This window comes from Paenibacillus sp. MZ03-122A (assembly GCF_024213325.1).
In the GTDB taxonomy this organism is placed as follows: domain Bacteria; phylum Bacillota; class Bacilli; order Paenibacillales; family Paenibacillaceae; genus Paenibacillus; species Paenibacillus polymyxa_B.
In genome coordinates this window covers 117,237-133,701 of sequence record NZ_JANAVI010000001.1, presented here as the reverse complement: position 1 = coordinate 133,701, position 16,465 = coordinate 117,237, and the positions used below count along the sequence as shown (strand labels likewise).

General features: G+C 46.7%; 19 protein-coding genes and 1 pseudogene. 1 reads left to right on the top strand and 19 read right to left on the bottom strand.

Features of this window, described 5'->3' with window-relative positions:
• Positions 1–197: 197 nt before the first annotated feature.
• The 8 genes from NLX74_RS00660 to NLX74_RS00625 all read right to left on the bottom strand — a co-directional run bounded on the left by NLX74_RS00660 (position 198) and on the right by NLX74_RS00625 (position 7,280).
• Positions 198–1,142 (bottom strand): class I SAM-dependent methyltransferase, encoded by a 945-nt coding sequence (locus NLX74_RS00660; protein WP_254327675.1) that lies wholly within the window; start codon positions 1,140–1,142, stop codon positions 198–200.
• 115 nt (positions 1,143–1,257) lie between these two features.
• Positions 1,258–2,469, bottom strand: coding sequence for a rhamnogalacturonan acetylesterase (locus NLX74_RS00655; protein WP_254327982.1), 1,212 nt, complete (start codon positions 2,467–2,469; stop codon positions 1,258–1,260).
• 60 nt (positions 2,470–2,529) lie between these two features.
• A complete protein-coding gene (locus NLX74_RS00650; RefSeq protein WP_165176205.1) occupies positions 2,530–3,012 on the bottom strand; it encodes a ribosomal maturation YjgA family protein in 483 nt (160 codons plus the stop codon).
• 222 nt (positions 3,013–3,234) lie between these two features.
• Entirely contained in the window at positions 3,235–3,822 is a 588-nt protein-coding gene (locus NLX74_RS00645; RefSeq protein WP_254327674.1) for a GNAT family N-acetyltransferase, read from the bottom strand.
• Entirely contained in the window at positions 3,819–4,532 is a 714-nt protein-coding gene (locus NLX74_RS00640; protein WP_254327673.1) for an HAD family hydrolase, read from the bottom strand. The genes NLX74_RS00645 and NLX74_RS00640 overlap by 4 nt, the downstream gene beginning before the upstream one ends.
• Positions 4,533–4,782: 250 nt before the next feature.
• On the bottom strand, positions 4,783–5,340 hold the full coding sequence (locus NLX74_RS00635; protein WP_061829100.1) for an SMI1/KNR4 family protein: 558 nt from the start codon (positions 5,338–5,340) through the stop codon (positions 4,783–4,785).
• Between the two features lie 301 nt (positions 5,341–5,641).
• Entirely contained in the window at positions 5,642–6,727 is a 1,086-nt protein-coding gene (locus tag NLX74_RS00630) for a saccharopine dehydrogenase family protein (RefSeq protein WP_254327672.1), read from the bottom strand.
• Positions 6,714–7,280, bottom strand: a complete 567-nt coding sequence (locus tag NLX74_RS00625) for a class I SAM-dependent methyltransferase (protein ID WP_254327671.1) — start codon at positions 7,278–7,280, stop codon at positions 6,714–6,716. Before NLX74_RS00625 ends, NLX74_RS00630 begins: the two co-directional genes overlap by 14 nt.
• A gap of 172 nt (positions 7,281–7,452) precedes the next feature.
• On the opposite strand from NLX74_RS00625, the gene NLX74_RS00620 reads away from it, so the two are divergent.
• Positions 7,453–8,544 carry a LuxR C-terminal-related transcriptional regulator gene (locus tag NLX74_RS00620; protein ID WP_254327670.1) on the top strand — a complete coding sequence of 364 codons (1,092 nt, stop codon included), beginning with the start codon at positions 7,453–7,455 and terminating at the stop codon, positions 8,542–8,544.
• Positions 8,545–8,620: 76 nt separating this feature from the next.
• Here NLX74_RS00620 and NLX74_RS00615 read toward each other — a convergent pair whose 3' ends face one another.
• The 11 genes and pseudogenes from NLX74_RS00615 to NLX74_RS00565 all read right to left on the bottom strand — a co-directional run bounded on the left by NLX74_RS00615 (position 8,621) and on the right by NLX74_RS00565 (position 16,376).
• On the bottom strand, positions 8,621–8,800 hold the full coding sequence (locus NLX74_RS00615; protein ID WP_013309345.1) for a hypothetical protein: 180 nt from the start codon (positions 8,798–8,800) through the stop codon (positions 8,621–8,623).
• Between the two features lie 77 nt (positions 8,801–8,877).
• Positions 8,878–9,879, bottom strand: coding sequence for an NAD(+)/NADH kinase (locus tag NLX74_RS00610; protein WP_069291448.1), 1,002 nt, complete (start codon positions 9,877–9,879; stop codon positions 8,878–8,880).
• On the bottom strand, positions 9,876–10,937 hold the full coding sequence (locus NLX74_RS00605) for an SPFH domain-containing protein (RefSeq protein WP_254327669.1): 1,062 nt from the start codon (positions 10,935–10,937) through the stop codon (positions 9,876–9,878). Before NLX74_RS00605 ends, NLX74_RS00610 begins: the two co-directional genes overlap by 4 nt.
• Before the next feature lie 170 nt (positions 10,938–11,107).
• Positions 11,108–11,775 (bottom strand): annotated as a pseudogene (locus tag NLX74_RS00600) (HD domain-containing protein).
• A gap of 73 nt (positions 11,776–11,848) precedes the next feature.
• On the bottom strand, positions 11,849–12,883 hold the full coding sequence (locus NLX74_RS00595; protein WP_254327668.1) for an NAD(P)/FAD-dependent oxidoreductase: 1,035 nt from the start codon (positions 12,881–12,883) through the stop codon (positions 11,849–11,851).
• A 133-nt stretch (positions 12,884–13,016) separates the two neighbouring features.
• On the bottom strand, positions 13,017–13,373 hold the full coding sequence (locus NLX74_RS00590; protein WP_254327667.1) for a hypothetical protein: 357 nt from the start codon (positions 13,371–13,373) through the stop codon (positions 13,017–13,019).
• A gap of 24 nt (positions 13,374–13,397) precedes the next feature.
• Positions 13,398–13,847 carry a hypothetical protein gene (locus tag NLX74_RS00585; protein ID WP_235307844.1) on the bottom strand — a complete coding sequence of 150 codons (450 nt, stop codon included), beginning with the start codon at positions 13,845–13,847 and terminating at the stop codon, positions 13,398–13,400.
• A 28-nt stretch (positions 13,848–13,875) separates the two neighbouring features.
• Positions 13,876–14,397, bottom strand: a complete 522-nt coding sequence (locus tag NLX74_RS00580) for a GNAT family N-acetyltransferase (protein WP_235307843.1) — start codon at positions 14,395–14,397, stop codon at positions 13,876–13,878.
• A gap of 38 nt (positions 14,398–14,435) precedes the next feature.
• On the bottom strand, positions 14,436–14,636 hold the full coding sequence (locus NLX74_RS00575; RefSeq protein ID WP_235307842.1) for a hypothetical protein: 201 nt from the start codon (positions 14,634–14,636) through the stop codon (positions 14,436–14,438).
• A 36-nt stretch (positions 14,637–14,672) separates the two neighbouring features.
• Entirely contained in the window at positions 14,673–15,164 is a 492-nt protein-coding gene (locus NLX74_RS00570; protein ID WP_165176227.1) for an 8-oxo-dGTP diphosphatase, read from the bottom strand.
• Positions 15,165–15,419: 255 nt separating this feature from the next.
• Positions 15,420–16,376: an aldo/keto reductase gene (locus tag NLX74_RS00565; protein WP_254327666.1), complete on the bottom strand. Its 957-nt coding sequence runs from the start codon at positions 16,374–16,376 to the stop codon at positions 15,420–15,422.
• Positions 16,377–16,465: the final 89 nt, after the last annotated feature.

The window sequence follows — 16,465 nt, the reverse complement described above, 5'->3', positions numbered from 1 at the left end:
TTTCCTGAAAATTCCGTTATCCGTAAGCTAATCAATATTATTCAGTGCAGCCATACTGCTAATGATCATCCTCTAATAGTATCTAATTAGCGTCATGAGAAACTTTATCATTAACAGAATCCCAAATAGAGTAATATCTATCCTTATACTACCATTCCAAGAATGAATCTGACAAATGAATGGACTACTACTAGCGCTTATGAATGTACACGCGTTATTTTCGTGGCCCTATAACCTTCAGATGACTGGATATACTCTACTTGATAACCCATTCGGGCATCCAAAAGCTCTTCCATAAACGGAAGGCACGGACTGTAAATAAAACTCCCTCCTGGCCGAATGGATCTAAGCAATTCCATATATTTGCGAGCGTACCCATGAATATTACCATCTGCCTTCAGATGATGATGTATAAAATGATTGGAGAATGCCATATGTGAAATGATCGTCCCCCATGCACTTTCTCCAAAGGTGGTCTCTAACCAATCTCCTCGAGTGACACAACCTTCTGTTTCAGCCAGCCGATCTGTTCCGTAAGCCTCAATTCCACAGGCACGTAAATAAGTAATTAACCGTGCCTCAGATCCGCAACCAACATCTAGAACAGGCTCTTGTAAACGAGCAATGTCCAATCCTAGTAGATTAGCTTGCAACTCCGGCGTATATTCCTCACAAGGTATCCAAAAGGTATACTCACACTCTGCATACTTAGCAAACATTTCACGTCCATTGGTACGAGTTAAAAAATCTCTCAAATGTCCGTAATGCTGCTGAAGCAGCAAGTCCAGGATTGCTCTATCTATAGATTTCTTCTGGAACAACTTTTCAATCCGAGTGAAGAGTCGATCATACAGCTCCGTAAGCTCCCTCGCATGATCTGTGTGAAAATGTAGATACTGATTGGTATTTACAAACTGGGACAGTATTTTAGCCGCTACATCCGTCACAAAAGCGTTATACGTATGCTGGCGCTTCAAGCTTTGAAGCATGAGGATCAGCTCCGAGCTTCTCTGCGTCAGCCAGTACGTCATTTCTGTTGAAGGTCCTAACAGAACAGAACCCTCGCGCATATAAAATAAACTCCGATGCTGATTGTACAGGAGTTGACCGTTAATAAGATTATGAAGTTGAGCGACTGTCATTCTCGCTTCCTCCTTAAGATCCAGAACATTAAAGCCCTACCCAAGCCTAAGCAATGCTATCTTTGGGTAGGGCCAGCTTATTTTCTAAGTATACCATGACTATGGAAATAATGTTTTATTGCGAACCTTCCGCCTGTACATAAGAGGATAAAGGAATGTTCAGCTCACGTATTCCCTGAGCTACCAGCCGAGCTATTTGCTCCGCACCGTATTCCTGAAAATGTGTATCATCCTTCACTCCATCAGGAAATGCAGGATACACCCCTGGCTCCACATGTAAAAATAACGGGAGTGTTCCTTCGAGGCCAAGTGTATCATAGTATGCTACACTCAAGCGGCTAAGATCGACCAGTGCAACATTTGTCTCCGATGCTGTTTCCTTCATGGCCTGCACATATTCCGGGAAACTAATCCGAAACGAGGCACTTGCCGCATCATAATCCCGGCGGCCAACAGGAGTAATTAGCACAGGTGTTGCACCGCGTTGTACGGCTCCTTGGATGTAGGTTTTTAAGTAAACTTTGTAATCCGCGGGTGAAACATAACGCTCTTGATTGTTGATCGCGGCATCATTATGTCCAAACTGAATGAGCAGATAATCTCCTGGTCGGATATTGCGTAAAATATCATCTAATCGCCCTTGTACCAGAAAGGTTTTCGTGCTTCGTCCACCAATAGAACGGTTCACAAAAATAGGCTCATCTGTGAAGAACGGAGCAATCATTTGCCCCCAGCCCGCTTGAGGCTTCATCGCGGATTTATAGGTTTGAACCGTAGAATCTCCCGCAAGATATACCGAAGGGCGTTCTCCAGCCGTTCGAGCATCCTTTGGAGTAATAACCAAAGCGTTAATCTTCGCTTCATTACCTGAGAAATACAATTCGAGCTGACCGTCGATGAGTGCAAGTTCAAATCCAGCCTCGACAAATTGTCCTGCTGTTTTGGTAGTAGGTTCTACCTTGACAATGGACTCGGCTTTAACCGTAATGTCTGTGTTTCCGGCAGTATCTCCGGCAATAAGGGAAAGCGTGTAATCCGCAGGTGGTAAATTGACAACAAATGATGATCCTTGAACACGAACAAAATCTGAGCGTATAGCATCACTTCCACCACGATCCTCTTCATCCACCTTGGAAAGATCGGTAAATCCATAGCCTCGCTCAGGCGTGTAAACATCCTTGGCAGTCACTTGGGTGTAGCCGTCAGCTACGTTCCCTGGGCCAAAGTCGAAACGAAGAGGCGCCGCAAGCTGTCTTTCGGCCAGTGCCTGCCCTGGGATAAGTATGGTTGCAAACAACAAGCTGAATCCTGCGCATAATCCAATCATCTTACCGAACAACCTGTGACGCTTTCCCTTTTGTTTCAAGCGCAACCCTCGCTTTTCAGGTTATTTGAGTGGTTTGTCATTGTCTCTACGTGTATTGCTCCCCGCCAGCTTTTGACAGCCTTGATCCAGCGCCCAGGATACCACAATGCCAACCGTGTACCTGATCAGATCCGCGGTCAGAAACCCTTTCCCAAGCACCAAGCCACCCAGCGTCGTTGCCCGAATGTGGTTAATCCAGGGAGCCTGGTACATCTGGCTGAACTCAATAGCGAAGCAAAACAGCAAGCTGCCCCACAGGGCTACAGACAATTGACGATTCACCCACAACATTCTCAGCCCAAAATAAATCATGCACGCCCACAAAGCATCCCCAAAGTGATTAGCAACGAATTCAGGCAACTGGGAGGAGAAAACCCGGCTTCCCAAACCCAACAAAATCGTGACCAGCACAGCAATTAGGTACGCAGCGCGGGCCTTCCAGCGGAATTTCGCCTTTATTTCCCGATTGGCCTTCCTGATGATGCTCTTACGAACGCTCCTCATGCTAAATCACCTGTCCTAATGCTGGGACATCTTCGCCAAGCTGCTGGAAATTCGTAAAGCATCCTCTCTTGGATAGCGCTTGCAAGATTGCTGAACCTTTTGCTGATGACATATTGTATGCACACTAACTTGTCTGTATTTTTCATAATATAATTAATCATAATGAGCCTCCGTAATATCGTACAAACCATCAGCAACTTCCAAACTGTTCATGTGAGGATACTAGAATTCAATACCACGCACCTTGGCAAAAACCATTTCGTGTGCCATGCTTCCCTCTTCATCATACTCGACGTTTCTTAAAATCCCCTCCAGTGTAAAACCTGCACGTTCCGCTACCTTGGCGCTGCGTGTGTTTCTGGAATCACAACGAATCTCCACCCGATTGGCATTCAAATGCTGTATGGCAAAATTCGTAATACCGTGCACGGCCTCTGTGATAATGCCTTTTCCGGTCCATGATGTTCTGAGCCAATACCCAATTTCAAATCTTCGTGCATCCCAATCAATACGATGCAGACCGCTGCTGGCTACAAATTCTCCCGAAACCGTATCAAATATATACAACATCATATCAGACCGATCCAGAAATTTAAGTCTGGCTTGGCGCGAACGGATTTCAGATTCCTCTGCCGTAGGAAGATTTCTTGCAAACGGAAGCCAAGGCCGCAGTTCATTCGCACTCTCTCGCATCGCCTCATTGACTGCCGCCCCATCCCCCCACTGCGGGGCACGTATGGTCAATCGTTCCGTCTGGAATTGGTCAGGGAACGATAAGAGAATGGGATTCGTTTGCTGCTCCATACTCATGATGCACCCTCCTCCTTATTCGTTGAATAACTGCGACGATCCAGCCAACCTGTGATTTCACGCAAACTCCCAATCTGATAGTCCGGTACAATGCCCGTTTCCTGCCACGTCATAAAGCCTTCCAGCCAGATGGTATGCAATCCTGCACTTTGTGCACCACGAATATCATTTGTCGGGTGATCGCCTACATAGCAGGCATGGCCGGGATCGACAATGCCCAGCTCATTCAGAGCCAACTCGAAAATTCGAGGATTAGGCTTCTGGATGTTGACGCCGCCCGATACGATAATAGAATCCACATAATCCCTCAGCATAACTCGGTCGATTTTCGCTTGCTGCGTACGGAGTGAGCCGTTGGTAATAATACCAAGCTTCAAGCCACGCGACCGCAGTTCGGACAGCACTTCCTTGGCCCCGTCCATCAACACCGTAAACTTATGAAATTCACCATACCAAAAGCCCAACATCTCTTGTACTGACGTATCGGGATTTTTCAGTTCCAAGTCTGCGTGCAGCTCGGTATACAGTTCCCTCTTATCCCGATATCCGTCCTGATCCGCCAAACGTATCCGTTCAACGACAGCCGCGCGGATCGCAGGTTCTTCTGCCACAATAAATCGTTCTATAAAGCGCTCTGTATATGCCGCAAACGCCTGTTTACGATGAATAAGAGTATTATCCAGATCAAAAATAATCGCTTCTATGGACATAAATAACTCCCTTCCTTCATCCTCTTGCACCGATTAGGTTGAAACAAATTGAATAATTCCTATTAGAAATAAAAGAAAAAAAATAGACAAGAAAATGATGATCATGTACTTCAAGATTCTCTTGGAGGTCGACTTTTGTTCCAGTTTGGTCTCGATCTGGGTCAACCTTTCTTTGATTTCTTCCAAATCCTGCTCCACCTTCACATCATGCTCCCCTTTCTTCGTTTCGACTTATTCATCTTCCTGACACTCACTCACAAAAGTTGCTCCAAAAACGCACCTTTTTTACGGCATTAAAATCAATTTGTTCATAAGGCTTCTCTCCAAATTCCAGCTTGAAATACTCCTGCAAACATTCCCCATACACGATAATATCCGTTTGATACACTGAAAATACCGGATTTCCTTCTTCAGATGGCTGCTCTGGGATATATCGATGTCCGTTGATCGGGATTAGCTTGGGCACACGTAAAATCTCACGTTTACATATATCAACGGCTTCCGCCGAATCTGTCGGTTTTTCGCCCCATTCGGGAGGCCAGAATATATGTTGCTCCACATCAAAAATCATACCTTCCAGCGGCCAATTCAACCTTTGCCGAATTACACCCATCCGCTGTGGTGACGTATCTCTCCAAGGGATAAAGCTTTTACCGATGGGAAGAACACTCATCAGAAGCTCCCTCAAATCGGGCGGGAAATGAATATCATACCTGCCTTCGACATCGGTAACCTCTTGCATGGATAAGCCTGGAGCTAAGGTCACATCGTGTTTACGTAATAAATCTATGATATAAGCGATATCCATCTCTTATCGACTCCTCAGCAGCTAGCTAGTTGACCGGATTGGTCAAGAGGCCTACCAGCCTTGTAACTTCAACTTCACCAACACGGCGCGAGCCTTCCATAAAATATCCCCTCGTTCCTGCGTATGCTGTCTGCTATTTTCATAGGGGTTTCACATTTCATATCATCCCCTTAGGTCTTTTCCAAAAATATGTACTCCTTTCTAGTGTAATTCAATAGGAAAAGAAATCCAAGACCTCTCCGCAATGCGTTGCTGAATAAGCTTGGATTATATGAGAGTCCTTTATTTGAAAATATGACTTCTATACATGCTGTCCGTTCACCTGAATATCTGCGGATACTTGCTGCCCCAACCAAGCCTGCATGCGATTCCACGAAAAAACCTGCTCCATGTGAAATACACCGTATGGAAGTTCTGAACGGTACAGGGCGAGCGCTGCAAAGACGGCTGCCTTAGCGGTTAAATCAGACTGATGGTGGCCCCTTAGCCGGCATTCAACCTTCGTCTCTTTGCCATTGAGCGTTCCTCGGGCATCTACCTTGACCGCTACAGCATTCCCTCCTATATGTACCTTGCCAAAGCTGCGAACCACTGCATCACGCACGGTTTGCTGTCGGAGTAAACCTGATACTCCTATCGTCCGAAGCCCTGCCAGAAGCCGGGTGGTCAAGCGCGAATCAAAGCAAAGGCGTGTGCTAACGGTAGGAACTTTGAGCGTACGAGGAAGTGTCTGCTGATCCGAAAAAGGAAATCGATACGCCCGATGGCGCCCCACTCCTGCACCAAAGTCTGCCACTATGCCGTCAGTAAAGCTTTTTCGAGTCACCAGGCGTCCCTGTTCTATAACCTCCAAATCGGCATGAATCTGATCTACTGTCCACTCAATGGCAGCCTGACCGTGTTGATCTCCCAAGCCTAGCATCAAAGATATGTTCAACTCATCCGTCTGATCCATGAGCTGTGTCGCTTGCAGTGCCAACAGATTGGTCAGCCCCGGAGCTAATCCTACACTTAACAGGGCTGTGGCCTGATAAGCTCGGGCCTCTTGATGACACTGCTCCACTTGACTCAAAAAGGCCGCATTCGCTGTAATATCCATGTAATGCACCCCATGTTGAAGACAGGCACGTACCAAGGCCGTATTGTCCTGATCCAGACACATGATAACCAATTTAGCTTGCTCTAATATCGACGGGTCCATCGGCTTATGAATATTTAGCTGCAAGGGCCGTATCTTACCATTCGATTGTCTACTAAATTCAGTGGCCCGCTCCAGGCTACGACCTGCGGCAAATACCTTGCCGGGAAACATTTCACTTAACTCCGTGCATATAATTTTTCCAACATGGCCATACCCGCCAATGATGATGATGTTATCCTTTGTCATAAGTCGTCTCTCCCTCTTTAACCGCAAACCATGCATTTACTAAAAAAGCGCCATAATACCGGGTAATGTGGGTAAAGCCTGCATCTATCAACAGTTCCTGTATTGCCGCATTGGACACCGGGTTTGACTCACGACCGATGGAAGCAGCGAATCGTTCCCAATCCTCCAGTGACGGTCCTCTGGATGACTCTTCCAACGTACCTGCAACAAATGATATTGTTGAACTGATGCCCGCATGTGTCACACGCTTACGTGCCAAATCCAGCATATGCTCGGAGGGATCAACTGCCGTAAAGGACCATGCTTCATGGCGCTCTCCGAGCGTAATCAATTCCTGGCCGCCTCCAGCTCCGACAATTAGCACATTTGGATCTATATTTCGAATATGAGCTTGTGCCCCAAGTTGTGCGGCTATCAAACAGTCTGTCATCTCGTACAAATGAGCATATCCAGGTATTTTTAAAGCAATCGTATCCGCGTACTTATGCACATTCGGATGATTCCAGCTCATCGGTTGATTTGAGTCCGTATTTCCAATAGGGGTTTGTTTCATATGTGCTTTCCTCCAAACATTTAGCCTTGATCTTCTCAGACCATTCGTTTATTGTTGATTTAATTAAGAATCATTCTCAATTATAAAGACAATACGAATATCCACCATCCCATAAATGTGGGATTTAATAATCGCGCTTGAGAACCTCCAGCTTTCACGATAGGAGTAAATGATGAACGCACATTACACGCCATTTGCACAACTTAAGGACGCTCGACAGCAGATCATGGATCTGGGGAAAAAAGCCCCCTCATCCCTAACGTACAAGCACACCCTAATCGAACGCTTGCGTACTCAGGTTGCTTTCGATGCGGCGTGCTGTACCTCAGTAGATCCGCGTACGCTGCTTTCCACGGGGGCATTTACAGAATCGGGTGTGGAGGACATTCATAACAAACTGCTAGAATACGAATATCTGCACGACGATATGATGAAGTATGATCAGTTGGTGCGAGAAGGACAGTCTGTAGCGACGCTACATGGGTCTACACAAGGCCAACCGGATCGGAGCACACGATATAGAGATGTTTTGCAACCCGCCGGATTCGGGGACGAGCTACGTGTTCCGTTTATGTACAAAGGGAGCTGTTGGGGATTTCTTACGTTGTTCCGTCATCATGGAAAGCCTGTATTCAGCGTGGAAGAGCAACAACTGCTTGAAGCGTTAGCGCCGTCCATAGCCTACCATCTGCGTCAGGCCAGTGTCGGTCTATCTCCAGCCCCTGCCATGATTACGGAAAATGAACTTGAACCAGGAGTTCTCATACTTTCTGATAAGCTAGAACCGATCTCATCCAATACAGTAGCAGAGCAGTGGCTACAGCTGCTTCGGCAGCAGGAGGGAATCCATGAAGACAGCCTTCCGGCTCCTGTCCGGGCGGTATGCTTGCGAGCGCTATCCACTGCCACTGCACCAGCTCGACTATGTATCCCTTCCGCAGACGCAGGAACCCCATGGGTAACCATCAGGGCCACCCTTTTGCAAGGCGGACAGGAGCATACGGGCCAGAAACAGCTAGCCGTATGGTTTGAGGCTGCTAAAGCAACTGACATGCTGCCGCTTATGACCGAGGTGTACTCATGGTCCGAACGAGAGAGACAAATTGTCCAGCTCATTGTTCAAGGCTTTTCGACCAAGGAGCTGGCCAGCGCACTTCATATTACTGCCTACACGGTGCAGGATCATCTGAAAGCGATTTTCTTGAAAACAGATGTAAGCAGCCGTCGTGAGCTCGTATGGAAGGTATATTCCAGATTCAACTAACCTATGTAAAAAAGACAGATGACCCAATTAGGGGTCATCTGTCTTTGCTTCACTGCTCTATTTGGACACAAGAGCCTTATTTCTTCGAAGAGGAGTTCGTATCATCGTATGACACTGGTGAGGGCTTCGCAATCCATTCATCAGCCTCAGGCTCGATATCCACGCCATTTTCCAGCTTCGTTTTCTCCATCAAGGAATCTCCGTCCTCGTCCTTCTTGTTGCGGATTTTCGCTTCGTCTTGAGTGTGATCGCTCATGTTGATTCCTCCTTTTTTAATTTCATCTGATGGTTGTACCTTACTCATAATTACCCATTGCCGTCCTGTACAAACCTCTACACGACCAGATGCCCTTTTTTCTCCGCTGGTTCAATGGTTGCCTCAATGCCAGCATTAAACTCCAGAAAGTCGCTTTCCACTCCATCGCTGAAAATAACTCCATTTTCCGGCATCTGCGATGCAATCCGTAACGGCTTTTCGGCTGCTACCTGACCAAACACAAGATCCGCAGCAGTCGTTCGACTGGGGAAGGGTTCTCTCACTGTAAAATAAAGCGATGGCAAACTCCAGGTTGCACGATGATCCTGACTCGTTCCGTCTACTGCCCCTTCCTGACTGAAGGCTGCACCTGGCATCAGCTGGCCTGGAGTCAGCGAGATGGGATGCCGTGTAGCACTGCCGACAATCCCGGCCGCTCCAGCAAGCACGCTGGTCAGCCAGCCTGTCGCTCCCAATCCGGTTGAAACGATAATACCACTGGAGGATTGCTGCTCTACCTGATCCTCCAGTCTTAACTCATATCTCGCGGAGACATGAGTTTTGCGCCCAATGAACAAATCATTTACAGCATACAAGGATTGGCCATCATTTAATTGGGCCTTAGCCAGCGTAACTTCCTTAATTGGCCGTCTGTGCACGAATACATCCGGCACCACCCAGCGCAGATCGGATACAGTAAACGGCAGCAATACCCCGTCCCAGCGCAATGGATCTGGATTCACACCGATAAGCGGCTGCTCGGTCAAATATTTTAACGTGTTGGCTACCAGCCCATCCTGACCCAGCACCACCACTGTATCCTGCTCACCAAAAATAAAGTTCGGCACATGCTCCCGCTCCACAATCTGAACTCGACCCAAAGCCGTTAACTCCGACGTAGCCGTTGCCACCGCCCTGCGGTAATTTTCGTCCTCCAGCACATAATCACTGAAATCCGCACCCAGCCGTTCCATAAAGAAGCGAGCCTGCTGCACCGTATTGTATCGAACAATCAGTTCCTCCAGTCGCGTTTTACGCTTCACTAAAATGATCTTTTGCTCTGTCATTCGGCTGCTCATCGTGCTCTTCCTCCAGACCCTCTCGATCCTGCTGATCCGTTTGCTCCCGTATCTGACATGAGACCTTGCAGCAGATCCGGTGTAATATTCAGCTGACCGATTTTCCCTGCATTTTCTGCAAGCTCCTGGAATGCTATCGCAATTAGCTTATCGGGGCTCATATCCATGTTGGCCATAGCTTGAAGTACGTTCGGCTCAACATCCTGCAACGATTTCATGACTGCTGTCAGCTCATAGGCCTTGGCATCGGCTTCTGCCTTTTTATTCGTTACGGTCAGCTCAATCAGCTCACGCTTTTTCTCCTCCAAGGCCGTGTCAAATCGTAGCTGCTCCTCTTTCATCTCGCTTTGCTTTTGCTTCACAGAACGCTCGGCATCGAGTTGAGTTTCGCGGATTTGTTTCTTTTTCGTCTCCACTGCAATCTCGGTGTTCAGCTCGTTTTCCTTCACACGCCGCTCTTGCTCAATAGATGCATTACGACGCTCATACAAAGCGTGATCCGCGTTGCGAAGAATCTCTTCCCTCGCTTGAGCCTCCAGCGCTCTCATCGTCTCCTTATTGGGTAGAATCGCCAAAATCGACAACCCCATAACCTCAATGCCGAGCTTTTCCATTTCCGTATGCTGAGCAATATCCTTCGTCATGTTTTGGGCCAGACGTTCACTGGACTGAACAGCTTCTTTGAGCGGGACACGCTCCAAATACTTTTTGGTAAGCACTTTGGCGATGTTAATCACCCGTTGGGCCAGCTTACCCGGATCATCCGAAATGTAGCGTCGTTCCTTCAAGTCATACGTATAGTTTAAAATCTGCGTCGTTCTCCGATAATCTACAATTCGATAAGTCAGTTGTCCCTGCACCGTCACCGCCTGAAAATCATTCGTCATATCTTCAAACATGAACGGTACATCAATGGAAGAGACGGGCACCACGACGACCGAGGTGGTCGGGGCATAATAATAAAAAGATAATCCAACACCCTCCCGAACCACCTTCCCGTTTTTCACCTTCATCACATATTCACTGGGCTGAAATTTAACAAAATTAAATCCAAACATAGCCGCTTCCCCGCTTTCTTTATAGTTTATAATATTATGTTATTATCATTTTGTTATTAACATTAAAATAACACACATTTTCAATAATATCAATATGACATTTATAAAAAAATAAAGGCTGTTTCCCCTCCGATATACTCGGTTAGAGGAAACAGCCTTATTGAAACACTTTATTTATTATCCACATTCCATTCTCTATAAAATTGCTCCAAGTACATCTCCATCCATTGATGCCGAACCTCCGCCAGCTCTCGGGCATAAGTGGTATTCATTAAATCTTTGAGCTTGAGTAGCTTTTCGTAAAAATGGTATATGGCACTTTTACCTGCGGCACGATACTCATGCTGTGAAAAGTCTTTATCCGGGTGATGCATCATACTGCCTTTTGAGCCTGCATACATAAAGGTTCTTGCAATCCCAATCGCTCCAAGAGCATCCAACCGATCCGCATCCTGCACTACTTGACCTTCCAGCGTCTCCATAGGCGGGTTTTGTCCACCATTGTAGGACATCGTAGCAATAATGGTCATCACGTGCGTGATTACATTCGGATCGCTGATATGCAGACGCAGCCACTGCTCTACTTTATCTAGTCCGGCTTGTTTGGAATCATTTAATTTTTCATCCGCTACATCATGCAGCAGTGCTGCCAGCTCACAAATAAACGAATCTGCGCCCTCTTTGGCAGCAATTTTAAGGGACAGCTTTCTCACCCGGTCTATATATGCCACCAATCGTGACCACTGTGGTCATGCTCCAGCTGTTGCTGTACATACGGCTCCGCCTTTTGAATAATATCTGCCATCATCGCTTCCTGTTGCTCCGTTCGTCTCTTCATATGTCACCTTTCAATCCCGTCCATACTTTCTATGGTAGGTTCGATTCTATTTAACTTAATTCCGTATCTTATTCTACTCCACGACACCAAGCTCGCGGTTCTTCTCCTTAAAACGGCTGTTATGAGAAGATACATATGCCGCTTTGTCAGCTGCTGGATCAATGTGCAACTTCGCGCTGTTCAGTGCAAGGGCGGCATCTGTGAACGCACCGGCAATCAGATACAACTTGCTTCCGTACTCAACAAAATCGCCTGCCGCGAAAATCCCTGGTAGATTCGTTTCCAGTTTTTCGCTCACTCGGGCATGCCACTCACCCATATCCAGCCCCCAATCCCGAAGCGGGCCGAAATCGGATTTTAGTCCATGATTTACGATGACTGCATCGACATTCAACACCTGTATTTCGTCCGTATCTACATGACTGATCGTCACCTGTTCAATTGTCTCTCCATTGTTGCTATGTAGCTGACTCACCGCGTATGGTGTGAGAACACGGACCGAAGATGATTTCATACGAGCTACATTTTTCTCATGTCCGCCAAAGTGATCCCGACGATGTACGACAGTCACACTCGCCGCAATAGACTCCAGCTCATTCGCCCAATCCACCGCCGAGTCGCCCCCACCGGAAATCAGGACGTGCTTGCCCCGGAATGGCTCCAGCTCTTGTACCGTATAATGCAGGTTCGTAACCTCATAGCGGTCCGCCCCCTCAATCTCCAGCTTAGCCATTTTGAGAATACCATAGCCTACTGCCAGAACGATCGTGCGTGTCCAATGCTGTTCCCCTGTGGCAGAAGTTAGCAGGAACGTGCCATCCTCTTGCCGATCCAAACCAGTGATCTGCTGTCCCAACACAATGGTAGGCTCGAACGTCCGCGCCTGCTGCTCCAGCTGATCAATCAGCTTTTCACATAAAACTGGGGTAACCCCCCCGACATCCCATATCATCTTCTCTGGGTATATGCGCATCCGTCCGCCCAGCTCATGCTTGGCTTCGATCAGCTTGGTCTTCATATCTCTCATTCCACTGTAAAATGCGGTATACATACCGGCAGGACCACCGCCGATGATCGTTACATCATATAATTCCAAGGATATTGTCACTCTGCAACTCTCCCTATCATAGCGTAATATGTCTGCTCCTATTATAAGTGATAATAATTATCAATATCAATTAAGAAATAGAAACATGACCATTACAGAGTTTTTCGTGACCTTAGAACTGTATTTTATAGGTTTATATAACTACTACTTCCGTTATTCTCGTAAATTTCGCGAGGATTGCTGCACAGAAGGATGAAAAAGCTTCTTCTACCTCATCCATCAGTTGTTCCTTGTTTTGCATGGAAGGTATAAAGCTGTCCTCCATTCCTTGCTTGTATGTAATCGTCGGGTCCATAAGCTTGGCTGCGTTTCTGCGCACATGCACCATGATATGGTTGATGATCCCACCAATACTGTTCGTTTCCGCCTCACCGACGCGCCATAGCACCTGTTCATCCAAAAGCACAATGCATGCCCGCAACTTTACCAAATATTGATCGTACATTCTGTGCTTGGATATCATTATAAACTCATGCATGGAAGAATCCATATATTCATTTCCTCCTTCGTCCTATCAAGTGAATGTTTCAAAAAAATCACTTCCATCAATCATCCAATACTGTTCAGGTGAAGGTACCTCGTTCAAAAAGTTTTGATATTCCCCTTTCCACCCCGCTGGGACATAGTGTTCAAACGAAGCTGGCTCAGGAAATAGCGAATAGAGAACTTTCTCGTCAAAGTTAACATACAGAGCAGGACAGAACTCCAACAATTCATCCTGATGCTGAATAGCCTCATCCAGCAACTGAAGCATTGAAGTTAGTTCCCCTGTAGCCACCTTATATTCACAGATGTGATGCAAAAATGCTCCCACTGTGGTTTCATCCAAAATAGAGATGCCAAACCGTTCCTCCATCTCGGTATTCAAAAACCAATACTCTCTTTCCGTCACATACCAATTCCATTTCCCTTCAAAAATAACACCAACAATGATATTTTGTGCATATTCAGGCCATAATTTCATGAGCTTCTCGCGTTCCCCTCTTTCTCACTCACAGTTCGATCCAAAACCGGTTTACACGGTTTCCGTCTTCCTCTATGTAATCCTTGTCCGGCGTTCCGCCGTTTTGTATGATTGTTTTTTTGGAGGCAATATTATCGGAGTCGCATACGACCAGGGCTCGGGAAATCCCCAGCTCTTTTGCTTTTTCTAACGCCAAGGCCAGCATTGTAACAGCGTACCTGTTCCCTCGTGCAGAAGGACGAATACCGTAACCGATATGACCCCCGGCATTCATTAGGTGTTCGTTAAGGTCATGCCTGATATTCACTGCTCCGAGGACCTGATTATCCGCATCCATAAGCCAGTATGTTGAGCTTTTGACCCAGCCCTCAGACAGATTAATTCCATTTTCCTGATTACTCAAAAACGTCAGCATACCTTCAAAATCGTACGGCTCTACAGAGATCACCCAAGGTACCATATGCTCCTGACTCTTTTTCCATTCCTCATAAAATGAAAGATAAGCTTCCTTCCAGTCCTGATCCGGCTTTACCAATCTAACGGTCTGCATCCACTCACGGCCTCCTCTTTAAACGTTCAATTCATCTGCTATTGCTTATATTCAATATCCATGAATTTTTGCGCCCAATCTGCAAAAGAGAGCTTATCATCCCAAGTGACTCGCTTCATCGCTTTGGCACATCCCCAGTTTAGAACATGCTGATGCAGCACATGCACCCGGAAACGCTCAGTAAATCCTTCTTTGGCTTCCATCCCTTGTGCGTAAGCAGTAAGAAACCCTTTTGCCAACTCTTCTTCGCCGTTCTCCAGATGTCGTCGTCATCTTTACACACCATAGCTCTTAATCGTTGCTTCCAGGGTTTCATCCGTATCTGCCAGCCAAACGAAACTAACCTCAAACGTTCCCGGCTCGAAAAACAATGGAAATCTCCGCTTAAACCAATCCTGCATCGGCAGATTTAGCGCCTCCTTCATATCCACCCACAGCAATTCTCCCTCAGGGGGATTTTTTAATAGTTCACCTTCAGTGGCTGTAGCCAAATAGTTAAAGACCATATACCTCAGCCCTTGATTTGGATCACAATATTCGTCGATTCCTTTAAATACAATTTCCGTAACGGTTAAGCCTGTTTCTTCCTTTACTTCACGAATGGCCCCATTCACAATGCTTTCTGGAAACTCTACTTTTCCTCCTGGAGCAATATAACCCGGAAACCCCTTTCGATTGGGTCTATTCATAAGCAATACCTTGCTTCCGTCTTGAATCATACACATGGTATATATTTTGTGTGTCACTTCTGTTGTCAATCCGATCATACCTTTCTTTATTCACGATTCACTGTAATCTTGCTTTACTTTCACACCGACAAACTGTGGTTAAATATGGCATTTCTCCTACTTTAACTCGTTATTTTGTAGAGCGCAATAACTCTAACCATAGACTAGTTTAGAAGACTCATGCCTAGGTCGGTCAAAATTAGCAAAAAAAGACCGCCTTTCTGCAAAGCCGTTGGTACTACCAAGCGACTCCAGAAAGGAACGGTCTTATCCATCATGCCAATAATCAGTTTTCTAGACACGCCCCGGATAACGAGAACCTGCTGCGAAGCCTTTAGGCGAAATGCGCTCGATCTCTTGAAGCTCTGCTTCCGACAAGGAGACCTGTAGAGCACCAAGATTTTCACGCACTCTTTCCAGTCTCTTCGTTCCCGGAATCGGAACGATATGGTCGCCTTGCGCCAGCAGCCATGCCAGCCCCAACTGAGCAGAAGTACAGCCTTTTTGGGCAGCCAGTTTTTCGATCAGGAGGACAACTTCTAGATTTTTGTTGAAATTCTCGCCTTGGAAGCGTGGAAAATGACGGCGGTAATCATCCTCTGGCAGATCGTCAAATTTCTTGATCTGTCCCGTGAGGAAACCTCGACCCAGTGGACTGTAGGGTACGAAGCCGATTCCCAATTCGTTCAGTAGCGGAAGAACATCATCTTCCACTTCTCTGCTCCACAAGGAATATTCGGTTTCTACCGCGCTAATTGGATGCACCGCATGCGCGCGGCGGATCTGTTCAGCCGACGCTTCCGACAAGCCGATATAACGGATTTTCCCTTCCTTAACCAAATCGGCCATCGTTCCGACGGTCTCTTCAATCGGAGTATTGGGATCGACTCGATGCTGATAATACAGGTCGATATAATCAATCCCCAGATGAAATAGACTGGCGTCCACGGATTTTTTAATATATGCCGGATCTCCTTTGGGCCCCTGAGTGTGCGTGATTCCGAATTTAGTGGCAATCACGGCCTCCTCCCGACGACCCTTGAGCGCACGTCCAACCAGCTTCTCATTGCCGCCGAACTTCTGCTGTGCGTATTCCTCACCATAAAGATCTGCTGTATCAAACAGCGTTACACCAAGGTCCAGCGCTCCCTGAAGTGTACGCACCGACTCCTCGTTGTTCGGCATCATCATCGTGCCAAGGCCCAGAGCTGATACCTCCAGCCCTTCATGTCCCAATTTCCTTTTCAGCATATCATGGTTCCCTCTTTTCTTTGGGTAAATGGATGGAATGAACATGTACTCATTCTAATGGACCCATATGGAGGCAACCACAGTACGTT